This window comes from Streptomyces sp. CC224B (genome assembly GCF_030010595.1).
Lineage (GTDB): Bacteria > Actinomycetota > Actinomycetes > Streptomycetales > Streptomycetaceae > Streptomyces > Streptomyces longispororuber.
In genome coordinates, this window is the sequence record NZ_JASCXL010000079.1 from 1 (window position 1) to 20,732 (window position 20,732).

At 73.4% G+C, this 20,732-nt stretch carries 25 protein-coding genes; 4 read left to right on the plus strand and 21 right to left on the minus strand.

Translation table 11 applies throughout. From position 1 onward, the window contains the following. Nucleotides 1–112 precede the first annotated feature (112 nt). From QK440_RS27745 to tsaB, 4 genes are read right to left on the minus strand one after another with little or no spacing between them, the layout of a single operon-like run. Complete coding sequence (locus QK440_RS27745; RefSeq protein WP_282795971.1) at nt 113–370, minus strand: hypothetical protein; 258 nt, start codon at nt 368–370, stop codon at nt 113–115. After that, the gene (gene tsaD, locus QK440_RS27750) at nt 367–1,482 is read right to left on the minus strand and encodes a tRNA (adenosine(37)-N6)-threonylcarbamoyltransferase complex transferase subunit TsaD (protein WP_282795972.1); all 1,116 of its coding nucleotides are present in this window, start codon (nt 1,480–1,482) and stop codon (nt 367–369) included. The genes QK440_RS27745 and tsaD overlap by 4 nt, the downstream gene beginning before the upstream one ends. After that, on the minus strand, nt 1,475–2,029 hold the full coding sequence (gene rimI / locus QK440_RS27755; protein WP_282796000.1) for a ribosomal protein S18-alanine N-acetyltransferase: 555 nt from the start codon (nt 2,027–2,029) through the stop codon (nt 1,475–1,477). The genes tsaD and rimI overlap by 8 nt, the downstream gene beginning before the upstream one ends. A gap of 35 nt (nt 2,030–2,064) precedes the next feature. Beyond that, nucleotides 2,065–2,721, minus strand: coding sequence for a tRNA (adenosine(37)-N6)-threonylcarbamoyltransferase complex dimerization subunit type 1 TsaB (tsaB, locus tag QK440_RS27760; RefSeq protein WP_282795973.1), 657 nt, complete (start codon nt 2,719–2,721; stop codon nt 2,065–2,067). A 102-nt stretch (nt 2,722–2,823) separates the two neighbouring features. Between tsaB and QK440_RS27765 the strand changes: the two genes are divergently transcribed. Then, entirely contained in the window at nt 2,824–3,372 is a 549-nt protein-coding gene (locus tag QK440_RS27765) for a hypothetical protein (RefSeq protein WP_282795974.1), read from the plus strand. An 82-nt stretch (nt 3,373–3,454) separates the two neighbouring features. Here QK440_RS27765 and QK440_RS27770 read toward each other — a convergent pair whose 3' ends face one another. The 6 genes from QK440_RS27770 to QK440_RS27795 form a co-directional block, all read right to left on the minus strand. Continuing rightward, nucleotides 3,455–3,634: a hypothetical protein gene (locus tag QK440_RS27770; RefSeq protein ID WP_282795975.1), complete on the minus strand. Its 180-nt coding sequence runs from the start codon at nt 3,632–3,634 to the stop codon at nt 3,455–3,457. Nucleotides 3,635–3,963: 329 nt separating this feature from the next. After that, nucleotides 3,964–4,476, minus strand: a complete 513-nt coding sequence (gene tsaE, locus QK440_RS27775; RefSeq protein WP_282795976.1) for a tRNA (adenosine(37)-N6)-threonylcarbamoyltransferase complex ATPase subunit type 1 TsaE — start codon at nt 4,474–4,476, stop codon at nt 3,964–3,966. A 10-nt stretch (nt 4,477–4,486) separates the two neighbouring features. Further along, nucleotides 4,487–5,647: an alpha/beta hydrolase gene (locus tag QK440_RS27780; RefSeq protein ID WP_282796001.1), complete on the minus strand. Its 1,161-nt coding sequence runs from the start codon at nt 5,645–5,647 to the stop codon at nt 4,487–4,489. A 48-nt stretch (nt 5,648–5,695) separates the two neighbouring features. Next, nucleotides 5,696–6,844, minus strand: coding sequence for an alanine racemase (gene alr, locus QK440_RS27785; RefSeq protein WP_282795977.1), 1,149 nt, complete (start codon nt 6,842–6,844; stop codon nt 5,696–5,698). 253 nt (nt 6,845–7,097) lie between these two features. Beyond that, on the minus strand, nt 7,098–8,666 hold the full coding sequence (locus tag QK440_RS27790) for an NAD(P)H-hydrate dehydratase (RefSeq protein WP_282795978.1): 1,569 nt from the start codon (nt 8,664–8,666) through the stop codon (nt 7,098–7,100). A 62-nt stretch (nt 8,667–8,728) separates the two neighbouring features. After that, a complete protein-coding gene (locus QK440_RS27795) occupies nt 8,729–9,097 on the minus strand; it encodes a holo-ACP synthase (protein ID WP_282795979.1) in 369 nt (122 codons plus the stop codon). A gap of 131 nt (nt 9,098–9,228) precedes the next feature. On the opposite strand from QK440_RS27795, the gene coaA reads away from it, so the two are divergent. Together coaA and QK440_RS27805 are read left to right on the plus strand one after the other, a co-directional pair. After that, on the plus strand, nt 9,229–10,227 hold the full coding sequence (gene coaA, locus QK440_RS27800) for a type I pantothenate kinase (protein ID WP_282795980.1): 999 nt from the start codon (nt 9,229–9,231) through the stop codon (nt 10,225–10,227). 28 nt (nt 10,228–10,255) lie between these two features. After that, nucleotides 10,256–11,206, plus strand: coding sequence for a DUF389 domain-containing protein (locus tag QK440_RS27805; protein WP_282795981.1), 951 nt, complete (start codon nt 10,256–10,258; stop codon nt 11,204–11,206). Between the two features lie 41 nt (nt 11,207–11,247). Here QK440_RS27805 and glmM read toward each other — a convergent pair whose 3' ends face one another. The 4 genes from glmM to QK440_RS27825 form a co-directional block, all read right to left on the minus strand. Then, nucleotides 11,248–12,606: a phosphoglucosamine mutase gene (gene glmM, locus QK440_RS27810; RefSeq protein ID WP_282795982.1), complete on the minus strand. Its 1,359-nt coding sequence runs from the start codon at nt 12,604–12,606 to the stop codon at nt 11,248–11,250. Nucleotides 12,607–12,736: 130 nt separating this feature from the next. Next, entirely contained in the window at nt 12,737–13,252 is a 516-nt protein-coding gene (gene rpsI, locus QK440_RS27815) for a 30S ribosomal protein S9 (protein WP_190134808.1), read from the minus strand. Between the two features lie 42 nt (nt 13,253–13,294). After that, nucleotides 13,295–13,738, minus strand: coding sequence for a 50S ribosomal protein L13 (gene rplM / locus QK440_RS27820; protein WP_031034795.1), 444 nt, complete (start codon nt 13,736–13,738; stop codon nt 13,295–13,297). A gap of 300 nt (nt 13,739–14,038) precedes the next feature. Continuing rightward, entirely contained in the window at nt 14,039–15,301 is a 1,263-nt protein-coding gene (locus QK440_RS27825) for a glycosyltransferase family 87 protein (RefSeq protein ID WP_282795983.1), read from the minus strand. Nucleotides 15,302–15,374: 73 nt separating this feature from the next. Between QK440_RS27825 and QK440_RS27830 the strand changes: the two genes are divergently transcribed. After that, nucleotides 15,375–16,223, plus strand: a complete 849-nt coding sequence (locus QK440_RS27830; protein WP_282795984.1) for a hypothetical protein — start codon at nt 15,375–15,377, stop codon at nt 16,221–16,223. A gap of 21 nt (nt 16,224–16,244) precedes the next feature. Here QK440_RS27830 and truA read toward each other — a convergent pair whose 3' ends face one another. The 7 genes from truA to infA form a co-directional block, all read right to left on the minus strand. Then, complete coding sequence (truA, locus tag QK440_RS27835) at nt 16,245–17,099, minus strand: tRNA pseudouridine(38-40) synthase TruA (protein WP_282795985.1); 855 nt, start codon at nt 17,097–17,099, stop codon at nt 16,245–16,247. A 137-nt stretch (nt 17,100–17,236) separates the two neighbouring features. After that, entirely contained in the window at nt 17,237–17,725 is a 489-nt protein-coding gene (gene rplQ, locus QK440_RS27840; RefSeq protein ID WP_190134813.1) for a 50S ribosomal protein L17, read from the minus strand. Between the two features lie 135 nt (nt 17,726–17,860). Next, complete coding sequence (locus QK440_RS27845) at nt 17,861–18,883, minus strand: DNA-directed RNA polymerase subunit alpha (protein ID WP_016645160.1); 1,023 nt, start codon at nt 18,881–18,883, stop codon at nt 17,861–17,863. A gap of 228 nt (nt 18,884–19,111) precedes the next feature. Then, nucleotides 19,112–19,516, minus strand: a complete 405-nt coding sequence (rpsK, locus tag QK440_RS27850) for a 30S ribosomal protein S11 (protein ID WP_003948617.1) — start codon at nt 19,514–19,516, stop codon at nt 19,112–19,114. Between the two features lie 68 nt (nt 19,517–19,584). Further along, nucleotides 19,585–19,965, minus strand: coding sequence for a 30S ribosomal protein S13 (rpsM, locus tag QK440_RS27855; protein ID WP_282795986.1), 381 nt, complete (start codon nt 19,963–19,965; stop codon nt 19,585–19,587). 207 nt (nt 19,966–20,172) lie between these two features. Then, the gene (rpmJ, locus tag QK440_RS27860; RefSeq protein WP_003948619.1) at nt 20,173–20,286 is read right to left on the minus strand and encodes a 50S ribosomal protein L36; all 114 of its coding nucleotides are present in this window, start codon (nt 20,284–20,286) and stop codon (nt 20,173–20,175) included. Between the two features lie 59 nt (nt 20,287–20,345). Then, complete coding sequence (gene infA / locus QK440_RS27865; RefSeq protein ID WP_003948620.1) at nt 20,346–20,567, minus strand: translation initiation factor IF-1; 222 nt, start codon at nt 20,565–20,567, stop codon at nt 20,346–20,348. Nucleotides 20,568–20,732 lie beyond the last annotated feature (165 nt).

Genomic DNA, 20,732 nt, shown 5'->3' on the forward strand with positions numbered 1-20,732 from the left:
CCCGCCCCCCCCCCCCCCCCCCCCCCCCCCCCCCCCCCCCCCCCCCCCCCCCCCCCCCCCCCCCCCCCCCCCTGGTTCGGGAAGGGGCGGGTCTGGGGCGCCCCGCGTGGGATCAGGCCAGGTCCACCGACTCGAACCGCCACCGGTGCGGCGCCCGTGCCACCAGTTCCTCCGGGGGCGCGGGCAGCTCCGGCAGCTCGGCGTCGGGCGCCGCGTCCCACCACGTGACGACCAGCACCCGGTCCGCCGGCGCCCGGAACGTCTCCCGCCGCACCGGCGCCGCGGCCAGCTCCTGGGCCCGCGCCCAGGCCAGCAGCTCCTCCCCGCGCCCCTCGGCGGCCCGGGCCTCCCACATCAGCGCGACGCTCATGAGTAGAGGTTGTCCTTGCTGACCTCGTGCACGTGGTCGTGGTCGTGGGTGTGCGCGCCCGCGCCCGGCACGTGCGGCTCGGTCACCGGCAGCGAGGAGTCCGCCGACAGGCCGAGGTCGGAGGCCGGGCGGTTGCGCGCCACCATCTCCGCGCCGAGCGCGGCGACCATCGCGCCGTTGTCCGTGCACAGCTTGGGCCGCGGCACCCGCAGCCGGATCCCGGCGCGCTCGCAGCGCTCCTCGGCGAGCGCCCGCAGCCGGGTGTTGGCCGCGACGCCGCCGCCGATCATCAGGTGGTCGACGCCCTCGGCCTTGCAGGCCTTGACCGCCTTGCGGGTCAGCACGTCGACCACCGCCTCCTGGAAGGACGCCGCCACGTCCCGCACCGGCACCTCCTCGCCCGCGGCCCGCTTGGCCTCGATCCACCGGGCCACGGCGGTCTTCAGGCCGGAGAAGGAGAAGTCGAACTCCGGGTCGCGCGGCCCGGTGAGCCCGCGCGGGAAGGCGATGGCCTCGGGGTCGCCCTCGCGCGCGTAGCGGTCGATGACCGGGCCGCCGGGGAAGCCCAGGTTCAGCACCCGGGCGACCTTGTCGAAGGCCTCGCCCGCGGCGTCGTCGATGGTCGCGCCGAGCGGCCGTACGTCGGCGGTGATGTCCGTGGAGAGCAGCAGCGAGGAGTGCCCGCCGGACACCAGCAGGGCCATCGTCGGCTCGGGCAGCGCGCCGTGCTCGAGCTGGTCCACGCAGATGTGCGAGGCCAGGTGGTTGACGCCGTACAGCGGCTTGCCGAGCGCGTACGCGTACGCCTTGGCGGCCGAGACGCCGACGAGCAGCGCGCCCGCGAGGCCGGGACCGGCGGTGACGGCGATGCCGTCGAGGTCCTTGGCCGTGACGCCCGCGTCCTTCAGGGCGCGCTGGATCGTCGGGACCATCGCCTCCAGGTGGGCGCGGGAGGCGACCTCGGGCACGACGCCGCCGAAGCGCGCGTGCTCGTCGACGCTGGAGGCGACGGCGTCGGCGAGCAGCGTGGTGCCGCGCACGACGCCGACGCCGGTCTCGTCGCAGGAGGTCTCGATGCCGAGGACGAGGGGCTCGTCGCGGAGGTCAGCCATGGATCTCGGTTCCTTGTACGCCGTTCACCGGGCCGTCGGCCCGTCCGTTCGGGGAGGTGTGCGGGGCGGCCGGCGGGACGGCCGAGGGGTCGGACAGGCGCATCACCAGCGCGTCCACGTTCCCCGGCTGGTAGTAGCCGCGCCGGAAGCCGATCGGCTCGAAGCCGAAGCGCTCGTACAGCTTCTGCGCCCGGGTGTTGTCCACGCGCACCTCCAGCAGCACCTCGGTGGCCTCGAAGGCCGTCGCGTGCCGGAGCAGTTCCGTGAGCAGCCGCGCGCCGAGCCCGGTGCCCCACTGGTCGCGGGCCACGGCGATGGTCTGCACGTCGGCGGCCACCGCGTCGCCGCCGCCGGAGTCGGTGCCCGCGACCGCGAGCCCGCCGTACCCGACGAGGCGCTCGCCGTCGTACGCGACGACGTAGCGGCGCGTGGAGCCGGGCCCGCGCGCGTGCGCGAGCTCGGACCAGAACATGCCGCGCGACCAGGCGTCCTCGGGGAAGAGGTCCTTCTCCAGGGCGAGCACGGGATCGATGTCCCACCAGCGCATCTCGCGCAGCACGGCGGCGTGGGGCGTCACGGTCGTCACTGGGGCGTGACCACCTTGTAGTTCTTGGGCACCTGCGCGTCCGGGCGGCGCAGGTACAGCGGACGCGGTTCCAGCAGCTCCTCGCCCGCGGCCAGCCTCTCCGCGGCCAGCGCGGCGAGGGCGGCGGCCGCGACGTGCTCGGGGCCGCGCGCGTCCGGGAAGGCCTCCGGGTAGAGCGCGGCACCGGCGCCGACGGCCGGCAGGCCCGCGACCTGCTCGGCGATGTCCGCGGGCCGGTCGACGGCGGGCCCGCCCACCCGCGTCCGGGTGTCCTCGTACCGGGCCCAGTAGACCTCCTTGCGCCGCGCGTCGGTGGCCACGACGAAGGGGCCGGACTCGATCCCGGACGCGTACGCCAGACCGTCGAGCGTGCAGACGCCGTACACCGGCACGCCGAGCGCCAGGCCGAAGGTGTCCGCCGTCATCAGGCCCACGCGCAGGCCGGTGTAGGGCCCCGGGCCCACCCCGGCGACGACGGCCGTGACCGCGTCGAGTCTCACGCCCGCGTCGGCGAGGACGCGGTCGACGGCGGGCAGCAGCAGCTCACCGTGGCGGCGGGCGTCGACCTGACTCGCGTGCGCGACGACGGACGTGCCGTCGTGCAGGGCGACGGTGACGGCGGGGGTTGCGGTATCCAGAGCGAGCAAGAGCACGCGAACAGCCTACGGCTCCGGCGCCCGCCGCACGGCCGCACCGGCCCGAGGTGCCCCGGCTGCTACCGTCACCCCATAGCCGTACGTAGGAGAGGTGGGGCAGTGTCCAGGAGCAGCTCGGGATTCGTGGCCGGGCTCACGGCGGCGGCGCTCGCCGTGGTCGGCTTCCTCGCCTACCAGGCCTCGGCCAGCGCGCCCGACGACCTGAACGCGCGGCCGGACAAGTCCCCCACCTCCCCCACGAAGTCCCCCAAGGACAAGGGCGACTCGCTGGCGCTGCCCGCGCAGTCGGGCACCGGCAAGCGGGTCGTGTACTCCCTGGACCAGGACCGGGTGTGGCTGGTCGGCGAGTCCGGCAAGGCCAAGCGCACGTACAAGGTCACGCCGAGCACCGTCGACCCGGCCCCCGGCCAGTACAAGGTCACGTCGCGCTCGGGCCAGGTCACCGGCTCGGACGGGGTGCAGATCGAGCACGTCGTGCGCTTCGCGGCGGTCGACGGCATAGCGGTCGGGTTCAGCGCGGCGCTCAACGGCTCCACGGAGAAGCCGGACCCCGGGAGGAAGACCGGCGGCATCCGCTCGTCCCGTGAGGACGGCAACGCGATGTGGGACTTCGCGATCATCGAGACGAAGGTCGTCGTCGTCAAGTAGCGGGCGTAGCAGGCCGCGGCCGTCACCCGGCCGCCGTCACCGGGCTGCCGCCCCCGCCCGTCGCCACCCGCCCGTGACCGGCCTACGCCGCGTCGCGGCGGGCCTCGTCCGCGGGGGCGCCTTGGTGCACGGGAGCGGCGGGAGGCGTGGAGACGGCGCTCGCGGCGGCGCACGACGCGAGCAGCTCACTCATCGAGCAGGCGGAGGGCTGCGCCGGCAGCCCCTGCGGCCGGGACTGCGTGTCGTGTTCTGAAGCCGGCATGGACGCCTCCTGGGGCTTCGGGGGCAGACGTGGTTAGGTAGACCTAACCAGGACCGGTATCCATGTGACCACGCCCGGGCCCGCCCGCGCAACATGTTACCGACGCCTTGTCGGAAAATGAGGACGGACGCCCCCCCGGGGCCCGGGTACGACAGCTCCGCGGGACGGTGTGTCGGCGGCCGGGCCCCGTACGGCAGGCGTGCTCGTGCCCGCGGCCGCCCCAGGGCCGGGGCGCGCGGTTCTTCGCTCGGGTGCGGGGTACGGCTCAGGCGGACAGCACGCGGAGGCGGGGACGGCTCAGGCGGACAGCACCCGGAGGCGGGGACAGCTCAGGCGGACAGCGCCGAGAGGTCGACGCCCTCCCAGCGGGCCCCGATGCCGCGCAGCGCCACCTCGCGCCGCTCGTCCGCGGTGTCTCCCACGGCGCGGTGGATCAGCAGGTGCAGCCGGTCGTCGGAGAGCTCCTCGACCTTGCCGTCGCCCCACTCCACGACGACCACCGAGTCCGGCAGCGAGACGTCGAGGTCCAGGTCCTCCATCTCGTCGAGCCCGCCGCCCAGGCGGTACGCGTCCACGTGCACCAGGGCGGGCCCGTCGCCGAGCGGGGGGTGGACGCGGGCGATGACGAACGTCGGCGAGGTGACTGCGCCGCGCACGCCGAGGCCCTCGCCGAGGCCGCGCGTCAGCGTCGTCTTGCCCGCGCCGAGCTCCCCGGTGAGCATGACGAGGTCGCCCGGGCGCAGGAGCTTGGCCAGGCGGCGGCCCAACTCGCCCATCTGCTCGGGGGAGTTGACGTCGATCGTGAGGGAGGCGGCGGGGGCCGGGCTGTGCGGTGCTTCCATGCGCCCCACGTTAACCGGTGGCGACGGTGCCCGTGCGCGCCAGCAGATCCGCCAGCCGGTCCGTCACCGCCTCCGGGTGCTCCAGCATCACTAGGTGCCCGGCGTCCGGCACGAGGACCAGCTCCGCGTCCGGCAGCAGACCGGCGATCACCTCGCTGTGCCCGCTCGGCGTGACCAGGTCCTCGTCGCCCGCGAGGACGAGGACCGGGAGCGCCGTGAAGTGCTTGAGCGCCTCCGTCTTGTCGTGGTCGTTGAACGCGGGGTAGTACTCCGCGACCACGTCGATCGGCGTGGACTCGATCATCCGCTCCGCGAACCGGGCGACGGCCGGGTCGACGTCCTTCGACGAGAACGAGTACCGCTTGATGACGCCCGCGAACAGGTCCGACGTGGCCCGCCGCCCCCGCTCCACCAGCTCGGCCTGGGAGCCGAGGGCCCGCAGGACGCCGGGCAGCACGCGCCGCACGGCGTTCACCCCGGCCACCGGCAGCCCGAAGTTGACCTCGCCGAGCCCGCCGGAGGACGTACCGACGAGGGCCACGGCCGCCACCCGCTCCCGGACCAGGTCCGGGAACTGGTCGGCGAGGGCCATCGTCGTCATGCCGCCCATCGAGTGCCCGACGAGCACCAGCGGCCCCTCGGGCGCGGCCGCGTCGATGACGGCCCTGAGGTCCCGCCCGAGCTGGTCGATGGAGACCGGCTCGCGGTCGCGCGCCTGCGCGACCCCGCGGCCCGAGCGCCCGTGGCTGCGCTGGTCCCAGTAGACGCAGCGCACCACGCCCCGCAGGGCCGCCCGCTGGAAGTGCCAGGAGTCCTGGTTCAGGCAGTAGCCGTGGCTGAAGACGACGGTGACCGGGGCGGGCGCCCGGCGCCCGAAGAGCCGCCGCCGGCGCGCGGCCTGGGTGTCGGACTCCACCTCGTCGACCTCGTAGGCGAGTTCGGTGCCGTCCTCGGCGTACGCCGTGCCGGGCATGCCGCGCAGCGAGCCGTAGGGGCCCGCGGCGTCCAGGGCGAGACGGGCCTTCTTGCGCATGCCGCGCCCGACCGTCAGCCGCTCGATGGCGACACCCGCCGCGGCGCCCGCCGCGACGACCCCTATGGCGGCGCCCGCGAGCCCGGCCCGTCGCCAGGTCGTCGCCCCGCGCACCACCGCGTCGGCCACCTCGGCCACCTCGGCGGCGGCCGCCCCCGTGCTGCCCTCGCCCACGTACCGCTCCCCTCAGTCGGACCGTTCGTTCGTGTAGATCCGGGGAACGCGGGCGCCGATCCGCGTCACGATCTCGTACGCGATGGTGCCCGCCGCCCGCGCCCAGTCCTCGGCCGTGGGCTCCCCCCGGTCCCCCGGCCCGAAGAGCACGGCCTCCGAGCCCACCTCGGGCTCGTCCCCGCCCAGGTCCACCACGAACTGGTCCATCGCGATCGTCCCGGCCGCCGTGCGCCACTTGCCGCCGACGAGGACCGGCCCGGTGCCGGACGCGTGCCGGGGGATGCCGTCCCCGTACCCCGCCGGGACAAGACCGAGCGTGGTCTCGCCGGGCGTCGTGTAACGATGGCCGTAACTGACCCCGTGCCCGGCCGGGGCCCGCTTCACATGGGCAAGCGCCGCCGTCACGGTCATCACCGGCCGCAGCCCGAAGTCCGCCGGCGCCCCCACCTCGGGGCTCGGCGAGATCCCGTACATGGCGATCCCCGGCCGCACCAGGTCGAAGTGGGTCTCCGGCAGCGTCAGGGCCGCCGGGGAGTTGGCGATGTGGCGGACCTCGGGCCGCAGCCCCGCGTCCTCGGCCCGGCCCACCATGTCCCTGAAGGCGCCCAGCTGGGCGGCGATCGACGGGTGCCCCGGCTCGTCGGCGCAGGCGAAGTGGGACCAGACCCCCGTGACCCGCACCGAACCGTCCGCCTCGGCGCGCAGCGCGGCGGCGACGAGGTCCGGCCAGTCCTCCGGCATGCAGCCGTTGCGCCCCAGCCCCGTGTCGGCCTTGAGCTGCACCCGGGCCCGCCGTCCCACGGCGCGCGCGGCGGCGACGACCTCGCCAAGCGCGTCCACCCGGCTCACCGACACGTCGATGTCGGCCTCGACGGCCTCCCGCCAGGGCGAGCCCGGCGTCCACAGCCAGCACATGACGCGCCCGCCGATCCCGGCGGCCCGCAGCGCGAGCGCCTCCTCGGGCGTCGCCGTCCCCACCCACGTGGCACCGGCCTCGACGGCGGCCCGGGCGCACGGCACCATCCCGTGCCCGTATCCGTCCGCCTTCACCACGGCCATGAACGCGGCGCCGGGCGCCAGGGCGCGCAGCGTCCGTACGTTGGCCCGGAGGGCGGCGAGGTCGATATCGGCGCGCACGCGCGGCAGTGCAGTCTCAGTCATCGTCGAACAGTCTCTCAGAGGGGACGAACACACCGGCGGACAGCCGTCGGCGGTACGGGGCGGGACGTGCCGGTATGTCCGCCCTGCCCCACCGGGGGACCCTCGCCCGCGCCGGGGTGCGCGGGCCGGAGGGAACGGCTGGGGCGCGCGGGCCGGGGGAAACGGTCCTGCCCCCCCCCAGGCCGGGAGGCGCGGGCCGGGGGAAACGGTCCTGCCCCGGCCGGGGGGGCGCGCGGTCCCGAGGGCAGCGGCCCTACCCCCGCCGCACGTCCCGCCAGGCCGCCGGCAGGGCCTCGGCCACGTCCTGTGCCGCCACCGGCGCCCCGTCCGCGGCGAGCCGTCCCGCGAGGCCGTGCAGGAAGGCGCCGACCGCCCCGGCGTCCCGCGCCCCGAGCCCGGCCGCGAGCAGCGCCCCGGCGAGCCCGGACAGCACGTCCCCGCTCCCGGCGGTGGCCAGCCACGGCGTCCCGGTCGGGTTGACCCGCGCCGCGCCGGTCCCGTCCGGCCCGGCGACCACCGTGGTGGAGCCCTTCAGGAGGACCGTGGCCGCGTACCGGCCCGCCAGCTCCCGTACGGCCTCCAGGCGCCCCGACTCGACCTCCTCCCGGGTGGCGCCGAGCAGCGCGGCGGCCTCCCCGGCGTGCGGGGTGAGCAGCGTGGGCGCCACCCGCCTGCGCACGGCCTCGGCGTCGGCGAGCCGCAGCCCGTCGGCGTCGATGAGGACCGGCACGTCGGCGGCGACCACGTCGTGGAGCCGCTCCTCGTCGTCCCCGAGCCCGGACCCGACCGCCCAGGCCTGGACGCGCCCCGCCTTGGCGGGCGGCCCGGCCGAGACCAGCGTCTCCGGGAAGCGGGCGAGCACGGCGTCGGCGGCGGGCCCCACGTACCGCACGGCCCCGGCACCCCCGCGCAGCGCGCCGGCGACGGCGAGGACGGCGGCGCCCGGGTAGCGGGCGGACCCGGCGACGACGCCCACGACACCGCGCCGGTACTTGTCGCTCTCCGCCCCCGGCACCGGAAGCAGCCGGTCCACATCGGCGTACTGGAACGCCTCGACCACCGGGTCGTACGCGGCGAGTTCGGGCCCGAGCCCGATGTCCACGAACCGCAGCGCCCCGGCGTACTCCCGGGCGGGGTCGATGAGCAGCCCCGGCTTGCAGGCGCCGAAGGTCACCGTCACATCCGCCCGCACGGCGGCGCCCCGCACCTCGCCGGTGTCGGCGTCGACGCCGCTCGGCAGGTCGACGGCGACGACGAGGGCCTTCGACCGCTCGGCGGCGCGGGCCAGTTCGGCGGCGCGGGGCCGCAGCCCGCCCTTGCCGCCGATGCCGACGACGCCGTCGACGACGAGGTCGGCCCGGGCGACGACGGCGAGCGCGGCATCGGCGCCGGTCCCGACTCCGGCCCCGTCCCCGGTCCCGACTCCAGCCCCGGTCCCGACTCCGCCCCCGGCCCTGGCTCCGTCCCCGGTCCCGGTCTCGGTCTCCGCTCCTCCCGCGGGTCCCGAGCCGTCCACGACGCGTCCCCCGGCCGCCCGCAGCGCGGCGAGCCCGCCCGCGTGGGTCCGCTCGGGCGCCAGGAGCACCGCCGTCACCCCGGCCCCGCGCCGGGCGAGCCGCGCCCCGGCGTACAGGGCGTCACCGCCGTTGTCCCCGCTGCCGACCAGGAGCGCCACACGGGCCCCGTACACCTTCTTGAGCACCTGACCGCAGGCCGCGGCGAGCCCGGCCGCCGCCCGCTGCATCAGCGCCCCGTCGGGGACGCGCGCCATCAGGGCCCGCTCGGCGGCCCGTACATCCTCCACGCGATACGCAGTACGCATCCCTCAAGTCTCGCGCACCGCCCGTGCTCCGGCAGCGCGGCCGGGGCCGGGGCCAAGAGCCCCTACCCCTCCGCGATGACCACGGCGGAGGCCACCCCCGCGTCATGGCTCAGCGACACGTGCCAGCCCCGTACGCCGAGCGCCTCGGCCCGGGCGGCCACCGTCCCGGAGACCCGCAGGCGGGGCTGTCCGGACTCCTCCACGTACACCTCGGCGTCGGTCCAGCGCAGCCCGGCGGGGGCACCGAGGGCCTTGGCGAGGGCCTCCTTCGCGGCGAACCGGGCGGCGAGCGAGGCGACTCCGCGCGGCTCCCCGCTCGGCAGGTACAACTCCCCCGCGACGAAGAGCCGTTCCCGCATCCCGGCGGTCCGCTCCAGGGAGACGGCGAACCGGTCGATCTCCGCCACATCGATGCCCACACCAATAATCACGCGGGAAGCGTACGGCGCCGCCGCGGCACCCCGGCCCACCGGCACAGCGGCGACCGCGCCGGCGCCGGGCGCCCGCACCGGCGTGACGTACTCCACCCGCGCTCCCGTTCAAACAGCCGTAACAATGGAATGTGATCTCTCCGGTCTCCACGCCGCCCCAGGGCGCCCACCGGCACAAGCCGGAGGCGACCCCGTACGTCGACCTCACCCGCGCCGAGTGGAGCGCCCTGCGCGAAAAGACACCGCTGCCGCTGACCGCCGCCGAGGTGGAGAAGCTGCGCGGCCTGGGTGACGTCATCGACCTGGACGAAGTGCGCGACATCTATCTGCCGCTGTCGCGCCTGCTCAACCTGTACGTGGGCGCCACCGACGGCCTGCGCGGCGCCCTGAACACGTTCCTCGGCGGCACCGGCGAGAAGGCCGCCCAGTCCGGCACGCCCTTCGTCATAGGGGTCGCGGGCTCCGTCGCCGTCGGCAAGTCGACCGTCGCCCGGCTCCTCCAGGCCCTGCTCTCGCGCTGGCCCGAGCACCCGCGGGTGGAGCTGGTCACGACCGACGGGTTCCTGCTGCCCACCAAAGAGCTGCAGGCCCGCGGCCTGATGTCCCGCAAGGGCTTCCCCGAGTCGTACGACCGCCGCGCCCTGACCCGCTTCGTCGCCGACATCAAGGCGGGCAAGGACGAGGTGACGGCCCCCGTCTACTCCCACCTGATCTACGACATCGTGCCGGGCAAGCGGCTCACCGTGCGCCGCCCGGACATCCTCATCGTCGAGGGCCTGAACGTGCTCCAGCCCGCCCTGCCCGGCAAGGACGGCCGCACCCGCGTCGGCCTCGCCGACTACTTCGACTTCAGCGTGTACGTCGACGCCCGCACCGAGGACATCGAGCGCTGGTACCTCAGCCGCTTCCGCAAGCTGCGCGAGACGGCCTTCCAGAACCCGTCCTCGTACTTCCGCAAGTACACGCAGGTCTCCGAGGAGGAGGCGCTCGACTACGCCCGCACCACCTGGCGGACCATCAACAAGCCGAACCTGCTGGAGAACGTGGCGCCCACGCGCGGCCGCGCCACCCTCATCATCCGCAAGGGCCCCGACCACAAGGTGCGGCGGCTCAGCCTGCGCAAACTCTGAGCCCGCGGGCCCGGGTTAGGGTGCGGGCATGCTCCATCTGCGGCTGATCACCCCGGCGGACCGGACCGAGTCGGTGGTCCGCCTGATCGAGGCGACGCCCGGCACCGCGCACCTCGCGGTCGTGCCGGGCGCGGCCCGCAACCCGGCGGGCGACATCGTGCTGTGCGACGTCGCCCGGGAGGCGGGCGACGAACTGCTCGACGGCCTGCGCTCCCTGGAGATCGACAAACACGGGTCGATCTCCCTGGAGAACATCGACCTGTCGCTGTCCCGGCGCGCCGACAAGGCCGAGGACGAGGCGCCGGGCGAGGGCGCGGACGCGGTCCTGTGGGAGCAGCTCACGGATGCCACGCACGAGGAGTCCACGCTCTCCGTCACCTACGTCGCCTTCATCACGCTCGCCACGATGATCGCCGCCTGCGGTGTCGTCCTGGACAACGCGATCCTCATCGTGGGCGCGATGGCGGTGGGCCCGGAGTTCGGCCCGCTCGCCGGCTTCTGCACGGCGCTCGTGCGGCGCGCCCCGCGCCTGGCGCTGCGCTCGCTGATCGCGCTGGTCGCGGGGTTCGCGGCCGCCATGGTGGTGACGGTGGCCTTCAGCTTCTTCATGGACGCGGTGGACCTGTTCCACGAGTCCGCGCTGGAGGCGAAGCGGCCCAACACCAACTTCATCTACCGGCCCGACTGGTTCTCCTTCGTCGTGGCCGTCCTCGCGGGCGCCGCGGGCACGCTGTCGCTGACGTCGGCGAAGTCGGGCGCCCTGGTGGGCGTCGCCATCTCCGTGACGACGGTCCCGGCGGCGGCCAACGCCGCGGTCGCCTTCAGCTACGGCGCGTACCGCCAGGCGTGGGGCTCCACCGAGCAGCTCCTGCTGAACCTGCTCGGCATCGTCCTCGCCGGTACGCTCACGCTGCTCGTCCAGAAGGTGCTCTGGGCGCGGCAGCGCGAACGTACCGCGAGGAAGCCGGGGCCCGCCTAGCCGAGGCCTGCCCGGCCGGGCCCCCGGGGGCCGGAGCCCGCCTAGCCGAGCGCGGACTTCACCACGTCGGCCAGGCGCCCGGCCACCGCGCGGGCCTGCTCGATGTCGGCGGCCTCCACCATCACGCGCACCAGCGGCTCGGTGCCGGAGGGGCGCAGCAGGACGCGGCCGGTCCCGCCGAGCTGGCGCTCGGCGTCGGTGACCGCGGCGGCCAGCTCGGGCGAGGTCGTCACCCGGGACTTGTCCACGTCCGGCACGTTGATCAGGACCTGCGGCAGGCGCTCCATGACGGCGGCGAGGTCGTGCAGGCCGCGGCCGGTCTCGGCGACGCGCGCCGCGAGCAGCAGCCCGGTCAGGGTGCCGTCGCCGGTGGTGGCGTGGTCCAGGGCGATGACGTGCCCGGACTGCTCGCCGCCCAGGGCGTAGCCGTTGGCCTTCATCTCCTCCAGGACGTACCGGTCGCCGACCGCGGTCTGGACGACCTCGATGCCCTCGCGCTCCATGGCGAGCTTGAAGCCGAGGTTCGACATCACCGTGGCGACAACGGTGTCGCGGCGCAGGACGCCGCGCTCCCGCATGCCGAGCGCGAGCACGGCGAGGATCTGGTCGCCGTCGACCTCGGCGCCCGTGTGGTCCACGGCGAGGCAGCGGTCGGCGTCGCCGTCGTGCGCGATGCCTAGGTCGGCGCCGTGCTCGACGACGGCGGCCTGGAGCTGCTCCAGGTGCGTCGAGCCGCAGCCGTCGTTGATGTTGAGCCCGTCGGGGGACGCGCCGATGGTGATGATCTCGGCACCCGCGCGGGCGAAGGCCTCCGGCGAGACGCGGGCCGCGGCCCCGTGCGCCTCGTCGAGCACGATCTTCAGCCCGTCGAGCCGGTTCGGCAGCACGCCGATGAGGTGCGCCACGTACTGGTCGAGCCCCTGGTCGTACGACGTCACGCGGCCGACGCCCGCACCGGTGGGCCGGTCCCAGGGCGCGCCGGTGCGGTGCTGCTCGTACACGGCCTCGATCCGGTCCTCGAGGTCGTCGGCCAGCTTGTGGCCGCCGCGGGCGAAGAACTTGATGCCGTTGTCCGGCATGGCGTTGTGGCTGGCGGACAGCATCACGCCCAGGTCGGCGCCGAGCGCGGCGGTGAGGTGGGCCACCGCCGGAGTGGGCAGCACACCCACGCGCAGGACGTCCACGCCCGCGCTCGCGAGCCCCGCGACGACCGCGGACTCCAGGAACTCCCCGGACGCGCGCGGGTCACGCCCCACCACCGCCGTCGGGCGATGGCCCTCGAAGGTGCCCGCTTCGGCGAGCACATGCGCCGCGGCCACCGAGAGACCGAGCGCCAGCTCCGCCGTCAGATCGGCGTTGGCGACACCGCGCACGCCGTCCGTGCCGAAGAGTCGTCCCACTGCTGTCCTCCGAACATTGCGACATTTCCGAGCTTGAACCCCAGATCGATGGGGCGCTGATAAACGAAACGCCCCGGCAGCACACAGGGGTGCCGCCGGGGCGTTCGCGAAGTACTGGCAGGCAGCGAGATTACCGCTTGCTGTACTGCGGGGCCTTGCGGGCCTTCTTGAGACCGGCCTTCTTGCGCTCGACCGCACGGTCGTCGCGGCGGAGGAAGCCGGCCTTCTTGAGCGCGCCGCGGTTGTTGTCCACGTCCGCCTCGTTCAGGGCGCGGGCGACACCGAGACGGAGCGCACCGGCCTGACCGGAGACACCGCCGCCGGCGATGCGGGCGACGACGTCGTAGCGGCCCTCGAGCTCGAGGACCTTGAACGGCTCGTTGACTTCCTGCTGGTGCACCTTGTTGGGGAAGTAGTCCTCAAGGGTGCGACCGTTGATCTTCCACTTGCCGGTGCCCGGGACGATCCGGACGCGGGCGATGGCGTTCTTGCGACGACCCAGGCCGGCGGCCGGCTGCGGGTCGCCGAAGCGCGCGGCGTTCGACTCCGAGGTGTACTCGCCCTCGACGGGCACCTCGGACTCGGTGGTGTAGTGCTCGATGTCGACGGTCTCGTCGATCGGCTGCTCAGCGGTGGTCTCGGCCACGATGCTCCTCAGATTCTCTTCAGGCTTAGGGGGTGGCCGGACTTACTGCGCGACCTGGGTGATCTCGAACGGCTGCGGCTGCTGCGCGCCGTGCGGGTGCTGGTCACCCTTGTAGACCTTCAGCTTCGAGAGCATCTGACGGCCCAGCGAGTTCTTCGGGAGCATGCCCTTGACGGCCTTCTCGACCGCCTTCTCGGGGTTCTTGTCGAGCAGCTCGTCGTAGCGGACGGAGCGCAGACCACCCGGGTAGCCGGAGTGGCGGTACGCCATCTTCTGGGTCCGCTTGTTGCCGGACAGGTGCACCTTGTCGGCGTTGATGATGATGACGAAGTCACCAGCGTCAACGTGCGGCGCGTAGATCGGCTTGTGCTTGCCCCGCAGGAGGGTGGCGGCAGTGGTCGCCAGGCGTCCCAGGACAACGTCCTGAGCGTCGATGACGTGCCACTGGCGCGTGACATCGCCGGGCTTGGGGCTGTACGTACGCACGGTTCGTAGCCTTCGCTTCTTCAGAGGTGGGTTTCCCCCCTGGTCCCGGGGACCGAAGGGGAAGGGTCCTGACAAGGCCACCTCGGACGATGGACGACAGCCTTGGCGGACATCGGCGACGCAACCGAGTCCTGCCGCTGGTCATCGGCCCGGTGGGCCGGTGCAAGGCCCCTCACGTGAGTTTGAGAAGGCCAATACACATAACGAACATGCAGAATACCGGCCCTACCCCGTACGGGTCAAAACGGCCCCGCAGCCCCCCGCGCCGGGCCCCCTCCCGCGGGGGCCGCGCGGCCCCGTTCAGCCAGGCCCACCGGCGGGGCCCCGGCGCCCCGGTGCCGGGATCGGGCGGGGCCGCCGGGCGCCGCCCCGGGCGCCGAGCCGCCCTTCGGCCGGGGCCGGGGCGGAGGCCGGAGCCGGGTGCCCCGTCGCGCAGTGGCGGAAGACCACCGCCGCCAGCAGGCACAGCGTGGCCGCGTCCTTGAAGGCCCGGCGCGTCCCGGGCTCCAGCCACAGCCAGGTGAACCCCGGCACCTGCGGGACCAGGGCCACCCAGAACCAGGGCCCGCGCACCACCGCCCCCGCCTCGAACGCCCCCGCGAGCACCAGCGGCAGCACGACCAGCAGGTAGTGATCGTAGGAAGGGCGCGAGACCAGGAAGGCCGCCAGCATCAGGGCCACCGCCGTGTCCACCACCCGCCCGGCGCCCGGCGCGCCCCGGCGCCACCTCGCCCACGCGCACCCCACCCCGGCCAGCGCCGCCGCCCCCGCCATCAGCGAGGCCGCGACCCCCGGCACCCCCAGCCGCGGCAGCACCGCCGCCGGCGACGCCTCGTAGAGCCGGACGAAGCTGTCGCCGCCGCGCAGCAGGAACGGCAGGGTCCGGGTGAAGAAGCCCGCCGGGTCCGGCAGCGCGAGCGCGGTCGCCGCGGAGAGGACCACCGGCACCCCCACGGCCGCGCCGAGCGCCCGCCACTGCCGCGCGAAGACGAAGAGCAGCAGGACGGGGACCAGGAGCGGCTTCACCGCCACCGCGCAGCCGAGCACCACCCCGGCCCGCACCCACCGCCCCCGGCTCGCGCACAGCAGCGCCGGCGGCAGCGCCACCGCCGACGCCACCGTCCAGTTCCCCAGCTCCACCAGGTGCGCGAAGGGCGCGAAGCCGAGGGCCAGGCCGAGGAGCCCGAGCACCGCGAAGCGGCTGCGCCAGGGCACGCCGTGCACCCGCAGCGCACCGGCCCACCCGGCCGCGAGCGCCGCGGTCACCCCGAACGGCACGAGCACCCGCACCAGGTCCCGCGGCAGCACGGCCTGCGGCACCGCCGCGAGCACGGCCCCCGGCAGATACAGGAAGTGCCGGTCGCGGTACGGGGAGCGCCCGTCGAGCCACGCCTCCGCGGCCCGCACGACGATCCCGTTGTCCATGCCGCCGTCCGGCACCCGGTACGCCACACGCAGCGCGAGCGCGCCGAGCACCGCCCCGAGCACCGCCCACGCCTGCCATCCGACGGGCCGAAGCCACCAGTCCGCGCCACCGGAAACATCACTTTTGCCCGTGTTCATGCGGCTCAGGCTAGGCCGAGAACCCCCGCCGACCCCGGCTCAACATCCCCGCCCCCCGTCTAAGATGCCGCGCATGAGCTTTGGGCAAGGGGGACCTCAGTGGGGTCCGGGGGGCTCGGGCACCCCGGACTGGGCGGCACTGGCCGAAGCCTCCGAGAAGCGCGCCCGCCGCCGCAAATGGCTGCTGATCGGCGGCGGCGCCCTCGCCACCGCCGGCATCGCCGCGGCCGTGGCCCTCGCGGTCGTCTCCGCCAACGGCGACGACGCCTCCGCATCGGACAAGCCCGCCGGCGAGCTGCCCTCGTCCCCGGAGATCCCCGGCGCCTCCACGGCCCCCGCGCCGTCCTTCGAGGCGACCACTCCCCCGCCCCCGCCGGACCCGAAGGACTACATCTCCAGCAAGAAGAAGGACAAGGCCCCGCTCGCCGCGGCCACCTTCTTCCCGGGCACGAAGCTCACCTCCGGCGACCACGTGTACAAGAAGGGCGAGACCGACGACACCAAGCGCTGCGCCTCGGTCGCGCAGCCCGTCCTCGGCCGCGTCCTCACCGCGAACGACTGCACCAAGCTGATGCGCGCCACCTACGCCCGCGACGGCATCGCGGTCACCGTCGGCGTCGCCGTCTTCGACACCGAGGCCCAGGCCGCCAGGGCCAAGCGGCAGGCCGACGAGGGCCTGGTCACGTCCCTGCCCGGCGACGGCGTCGGCACCTTCTGCCGCACCGCCGTCTGCCGCGGCACGTACAACGCGTACGGACGGTACGCGTACTTCACCACCACCGGCTTCCTCAACGGCAAGGACGTCACGACGAAGGACCGCGAGGCCTACGCCGTCGGCGACGACCTGGCCCGTTTCGCCTTCCACCAGATCGACCGCCGCGGCCGGGCCCAGGCGTCCGCCGCGGCGAACAACCCGGAGTAGGACGAACGTTCTACTCAGAGCTCAGCAACATCCCGCCGACGGCAGCGTCCGCTTGTTCCGCGCCTCCGCGCTGCGCGCCGCGAGCAGCTCGTCGGCCGGGTAGCCGACCTCCTCCAGGGTGAGCCCGTGCGGCCGCACCACGTGCACCGCCGAGTCCCGTACGCCCGCCGCGAGCACCTTGCCCGGCCAGTCCGGCGGCCGGTGCCCGTCGCCCACGAACAGCATGGCCCCCACCAGCGAGCGCACCATGTTGTGGCAGAAGGCGTCCGCCCGCACGGTGGCCTCGAGGATCCCGTCCGGCCGCCGCTCCCACCGCAGCTCCTGGAGCGTACGGATGGTGGTCGCGCCCTCGCGCCGCTTGCAGTAGGCGGCGAAGTCGTGCTCGCCGATGAGCGCCTGGGCCGCCTCGTTCATGGCGTCCAGGTCGAGCGTCCAGTCGTGCCACAGCACGTGGCCGCGCAGCAGCGGGTCGACGCCCCCCGGGTCGTCGGTGACGCGGTACGCGTACCGCCGCCAGATCGCCGAGAACCGCGCGTTGAACCCGGCGGGCGCCTCGGCCACCTTCCAGATCCGCACGTCGTGCGGCAGCCGCCCGGCCAGCCGCCGCAGCAGCTTCTCCCGGTGCTCGGCCCACACGGCCTCGGGCAGGTCGACGTGGGCGACCTGCCCCCGCGCGTGCACCCCGGAGTCCGTACGGCCCGCCACCGTCAGCTCGTACGTCTCCCGCGACCGCGTCACCGTGCGCAGCGCGTCCTCGATCTCCCCCTGGACGGTCCGCTGGCCCTCGCGCTGCCGCGCCCACCCGGAGAAGTCCCGGCCGTCGTACGACAGGTCCAACCGCACCCGGACGTGCCCGGGCTCCACTTCCTCACTCACACCGCAATCCTCTCAGGCACGCGAAAGCGGGCCCGCCCCGCAGGGTCGGGCCCGCTGCGCCCTCAAGGGGCGCGGGGAACTGCGCGACCGGCCACGACGCGGCCGCAGCCGATGATGCGCAGTCCCCGGCGGAACGCTTACGCGTCCTTCGACTCCTCGGCAGCCTCTTCGCCCTTGGTCGTGTCGACCTTGGGCTCGGAAACCTCGGCGTCCTTGGCGGCGCGCTTCGTGGCCGCCTCGGCCTCACCGGTGGCCTGCTGGGCCACGGTCAGGGCCTCCACCAGCTCGATGACGGCCATGGGCGCGTTGTCGCCCCGGCGGTTACCGATCTTGGTGATACGGGTGTAGCCACCCGGGCGGTTCTCGTAGCGCGGGCCGATCTCGGTGAAGAGCGTGTGGACGACGCTCTTGTCCGTGATGACCTGGAGCACCTGACGGCGGTTGTGAAGGTCGCCCTTCTTCGCCTTGGTGACCAGACGCTCGGCGAACGGGCGCAGGCGGCGGGCCTTCGCCTCGGTCGTCGTGATGCGGCCGTGCTCGAAGAGATCCTTGGCGAGGTTCGCCAGCATCAGCTTCTCGTGCGCGGCGCTGCCGCCCAGACGGGCACCCTTGGTGGGCTTCGGCATGGTGTTTCTCCTAGATGTCTGCCCCGGCCGTATCAGGTACCGGGGTCAGTGGACCGCGCCCCGTCAGGGGCGCGGGGAACTGCGCGATCAACCACGACGATCGCGCAGCCCAGAACGGACCGTCGGCCCGAGCTCTCAGTACTGCTCGGTCTCGACGAACCCGGCGTCCGCGTCGTCATCCGCACCGAAGGCGTCGGCCGCGGCGGTCGGGTCGAATCCGGGCGGGCTGTCCTTGAGGGCCAGGCCCATCCCGTTGAGCTTCATCTTGACCTCGTCGATGGACTTCGCGCCGAAGTTGCGGATGTCCAGGAGGTCGGCCTCGGAGCGGGCGACGAGCTCACCCACGGAGTGGATGCCCTCACGCTTGAGGCAGTTGTACGACCGAACGGTGAGCTCCAGCTCCTCGATCGGCAGCGCCAGGTCGGCGGCCAGGGCGGCGTCCGTCGGGGACGGGCCCATGTCGATGCCCTCGGCGTCGATGTTGAGCTCGCGGGCCAGACCGAACAGCTCGACCAGGGTCTTGCCGGCGGACGCCATGGCGTCGCGCGGGCGCATGGCCTGCTTGGTCTCGACGTCGACGATCAGCTTGTCGAAGTCGGTGCGCTGCTCGACACGCGTGGCCTCGACCTTGTACGTGACCTTCAGCACCGGCGAGTAGATGGAGTCGACCGGGATACGGCCGATCTCCTGGCCCACCTGCTTGTTCTGCACGGCGGAGACGTAGCCGCGACCGCGCTCGACGGTCAGCTCCATCTCCAGCTTGCCCTTGCCGTTGAGCGTGGCGAGGACCAGGTCGGGGTTGTGCACCTCGACACCGGCCGGCGGGGCGATGTCCGCGGCGGTGACCAGGCCGGGGCCCTGCTTGCGCAGGTACATCACGACCGGCTCGTCGTGCTCCGAGGAGACGACGAGCTGCTTGATGTTGAGGATGAGGTCGGTGACGTCCTCCTTGACGCCCGGCACGGTGGTGAACTCGTGCAGGACACCGTCGATGCGGATGGACGTGACCGCCGCACCCGGGATCGAGGAGAGGAGCGTACGACGCAGGGAGTTGCCGAGGGTGTAGCCGAAGCCCGGCTCCAGCGGCTCGATGACGAACCGGGAGCGGAACTCGTCGACGACCTCTTCGGTCAACGAGGGACGCTGAGCAATCAGCATGGTGCGTTCCTTCAGTCATGGGCGCCCGCTATTTGACGCCCTGCTGCAATGACAAGGGTACGGGCGGTACGGCCCCCGAAGGGTACGTACCGCCCGAATCCTCAAGACAACCGCGCCGGCGGCACCGCGTCAGACGCGGCGGCGCTTCGGCGGACGGCAGCCGTGCTGCGACATGCGGGGGGCGACCCCCGCACCCCCAGCCGGGCGCCGACCCGGCCGGAGCGTGCGTCAGACGCGGCGGCGCTTCGGCGGACGGCAGCCGTTGTGCGGGGTCGGCGTGACGTCCTGGATGGAGCCGACCTCCAGGCCCGTGGCCTGGAGCGAACGGATCGCGGTCTCGCGGCCGGAGCCCGGACCCTTCACGAAGACGTCGACCTTGCGCATGCCGTGCTCCTGCGCGCGGCGCGCGGCCGACTCGGCGGCCATCTGCGCGGCGAACGGGGTCGACTTGCGCGAGCCCTTGAAGCCGACGTGGCCGGCGGAGGCCCAGGAGATCACGTTGCCGGTCGGGTCCGTGATGGACACGATCGTGTTGTTGAACGTGCTCTTGATGTGCGCGTGGCCGTGAGCGACGTTCTTCTTTTCCTTGCGGCGCACCTTCTTGGCAGCGCCCTGACGACCCTTGGGGGGCATCTTTAACTCCTACGGGAGGTGGTCGGTCCTGCAGCAGCGACGGCTGTCGACAGACCGCTGAGCGAGGACTACTTCTTGCCCGGCTTCTTCTTACCGGCGATTGCGCGACGCGGGCCCTTGCGGGTGCGAGCGTTGGTGCTGGTGCGCTGACCGCGGACGGGCAGGCCACGACGGTGGCGCAGACCCTGGTACGTGCCGATCTCGACCTTGCGGCGGATGTCGGCCTGGATCTCGCGACGGAGGTCACCCTCGGTCTTGATGTTCTGGTCCACGTACTCGCGGATCTTGACGAGGTCGTCCTCGGTCAGGTCGCGAACGCGGGTGTTGCGGTCGACACCAGTGGCGTCCAGCGTCTGCTGGGACAGCGTCCGGCCGATGCCGAACACATAGGTGAGGGCGACCTCGATGCGCTTGTCGCGCGGGAGGTCAACACCTTCAACGCGTGCCATTCATGGCTCCTGTGATTCTTCGGAGGTCTTCAGCAGCACCACTCCCAGCCGCCGTCCCCTTGTGCTGGACAAGGGTTGGCACGGACTGGGTCCCCGGCCTCCGACCGGGGGTGTCGCCCTCCATTACCTGATGGACCTGAAGAGGGACGGGTCCTGCATATGTGCTGTTACGTGCGTCGCGCGAAATCTGCGAGTGCGATACGTGCGTCAGCCCTGGCGCTGCTTGTGGCGCGGGTTGTCGCAAATGATCATGACCCGGCCGTGACGGCGGATCACCCTGCACTTGTCGCAGATCTTCTTGACGCTCGGCTTGACCTTCATGGGTGTGAGGTTCTCCGGGTCAGTGCCACCACCCCGCGGAAACGGGATGCGGGCAAGATCTACTTGTACCGGTAGACGATCCGGCCACGCGTCAGGTCGTACGGAGACAGCTCCACCACGACCCGGTCGTCAGGGAGGATGCGGATGTAGTGCATACGCATCTTGCCGCTGATGTGTGCCAGGACCTGGTGGCCGTTCTGGAGCTCGACCTTGAACATAGCGTTCGGAAGAGACTCGACGACAGTGCCCTCGATCTCGATGGCACCTTGCTTCTTGGCCACGCTTCGCCCTTCGAATCGACTACCTTGATCGACTCTGTACGGAGACGCAGACATGCGAATGCACGAGAGCCGACGCGTCAGTCTACGTCAGTGCACCCGGAAAGACGAATCGAGAGAGACTGCCCGCCCGGAAAGATCCTTAAGCCGGATTCCGGACCGGACCCC

What these genes read in the sequence shown, in the direction of transcription:
- QK440_RS27830 (WP_282795984.1), top strand. Translation starts at nt 15,375, where the DNA reads ATGAGCTTTGGGCAAGGGGGACCTCAGTGGGGTCCGGGGGGCTCGGGC.
- QK440_RS27745 (WP_282795971.1), bottom strand. Translation starts at nt 370, where the DNA reads ATGAGCGTCGCGCTGATGTGGGAGGCCCGGGCCGCCGAGGGGCGCGGG.
- QK440_RS27805 (WP_282795981.1), top strand. Translation starts at nt 10,256, where the DNA reads ATGCTCCATCTGCGGCTGATCACCCCGGCGGACCGGACCGAGTCGGTG.
- QK440_RS27770 (WP_282795975.1), bottom strand. Translation starts at nt 3,634, where the DNA reads ATGCCGGCTTCAGAACACGACACGCAGTCCCGGCCGCAGGGGCTGCCG.
- rpsM (WP_282795986.1), bottom strand. Translation starts at nt 19,965, where the DNA reads ATGGCACGCGTTGAAGGTGTTGACCTCCCGCGCGACAAGCGCATCGAG.
- alr (WP_282795977.1), bottom strand. Translation starts at nt 6,844, where the DNA reads ATGACTGAGACTGCACTGCCGCGCGTGCGCGCCGATATCGACCTCGCC.
- rimI (WP_282796000.1), bottom strand. Translation starts at nt 2,029, where the DNA reads ATGCGCTGGTGGGACATCGATCCCGTGCTCGCCCTGGAGAAGGACCTC.
- QK440_RS27845 (WP_016645160.1), bottom strand. Translation starts at nt 18,883, where the DNA reads ATGCTGATTGCTCAGCGTCCCTCGTTGACCGAAGAGGTCGTCGACGAG.
- tsaD (WP_282795972.1), bottom strand. Translation starts at nt 1,482, where the DNA reads ATGGCTGACCTCCGCGACGAGCCCCTCGTCCTCGGCATCGAGACCTCC.
- QK440_RS27825 (WP_282795983.1), bottom strand. Translation starts at nt 15,301, where the DNA reads ATGAACACGGGCAAAAGTGATGTTTCCGGTGGCGCGGACTGGTGGCTT.
- rplQ (WP_190134813.1), bottom strand. Translation starts at nt 17,725, where the DNA reads ATGCCGAAGCCCACCAAGGGTGCCCGTCTGGGCGGCAGCGCCGCGCAC.
- rpmJ (WP_003948619.1), bottom strand. Translation starts at nt 20,286, where the DNA reads ATGAAGGTCAAGCCGAGCGTCAAGAAGATCTGCGACAAGTGCAGGGTG.
- rpsK (WP_003948617.1), bottom strand. Translation starts at nt 19,516, where the DNA reads ATGCCCCCCAAGGGTCGTCAGGGCGCTGCCAAGAAGGTGCGCCGCAAG.
- QK440_RS27790 (WP_282795978.1), bottom strand. Translation starts at nt 8,666, where the DNA reads ATGCGTACTGCGTATCGCGTGGAGGATGTACGGGCCGCCGAGCGGGCC.
- tsaE (WP_282795976.1), bottom strand. Translation starts at nt 4,476, where the DNA reads ATGGAAGCACCGCACAGCCCGGCCCCCGCCGCCTCCCTCACGATCGAC.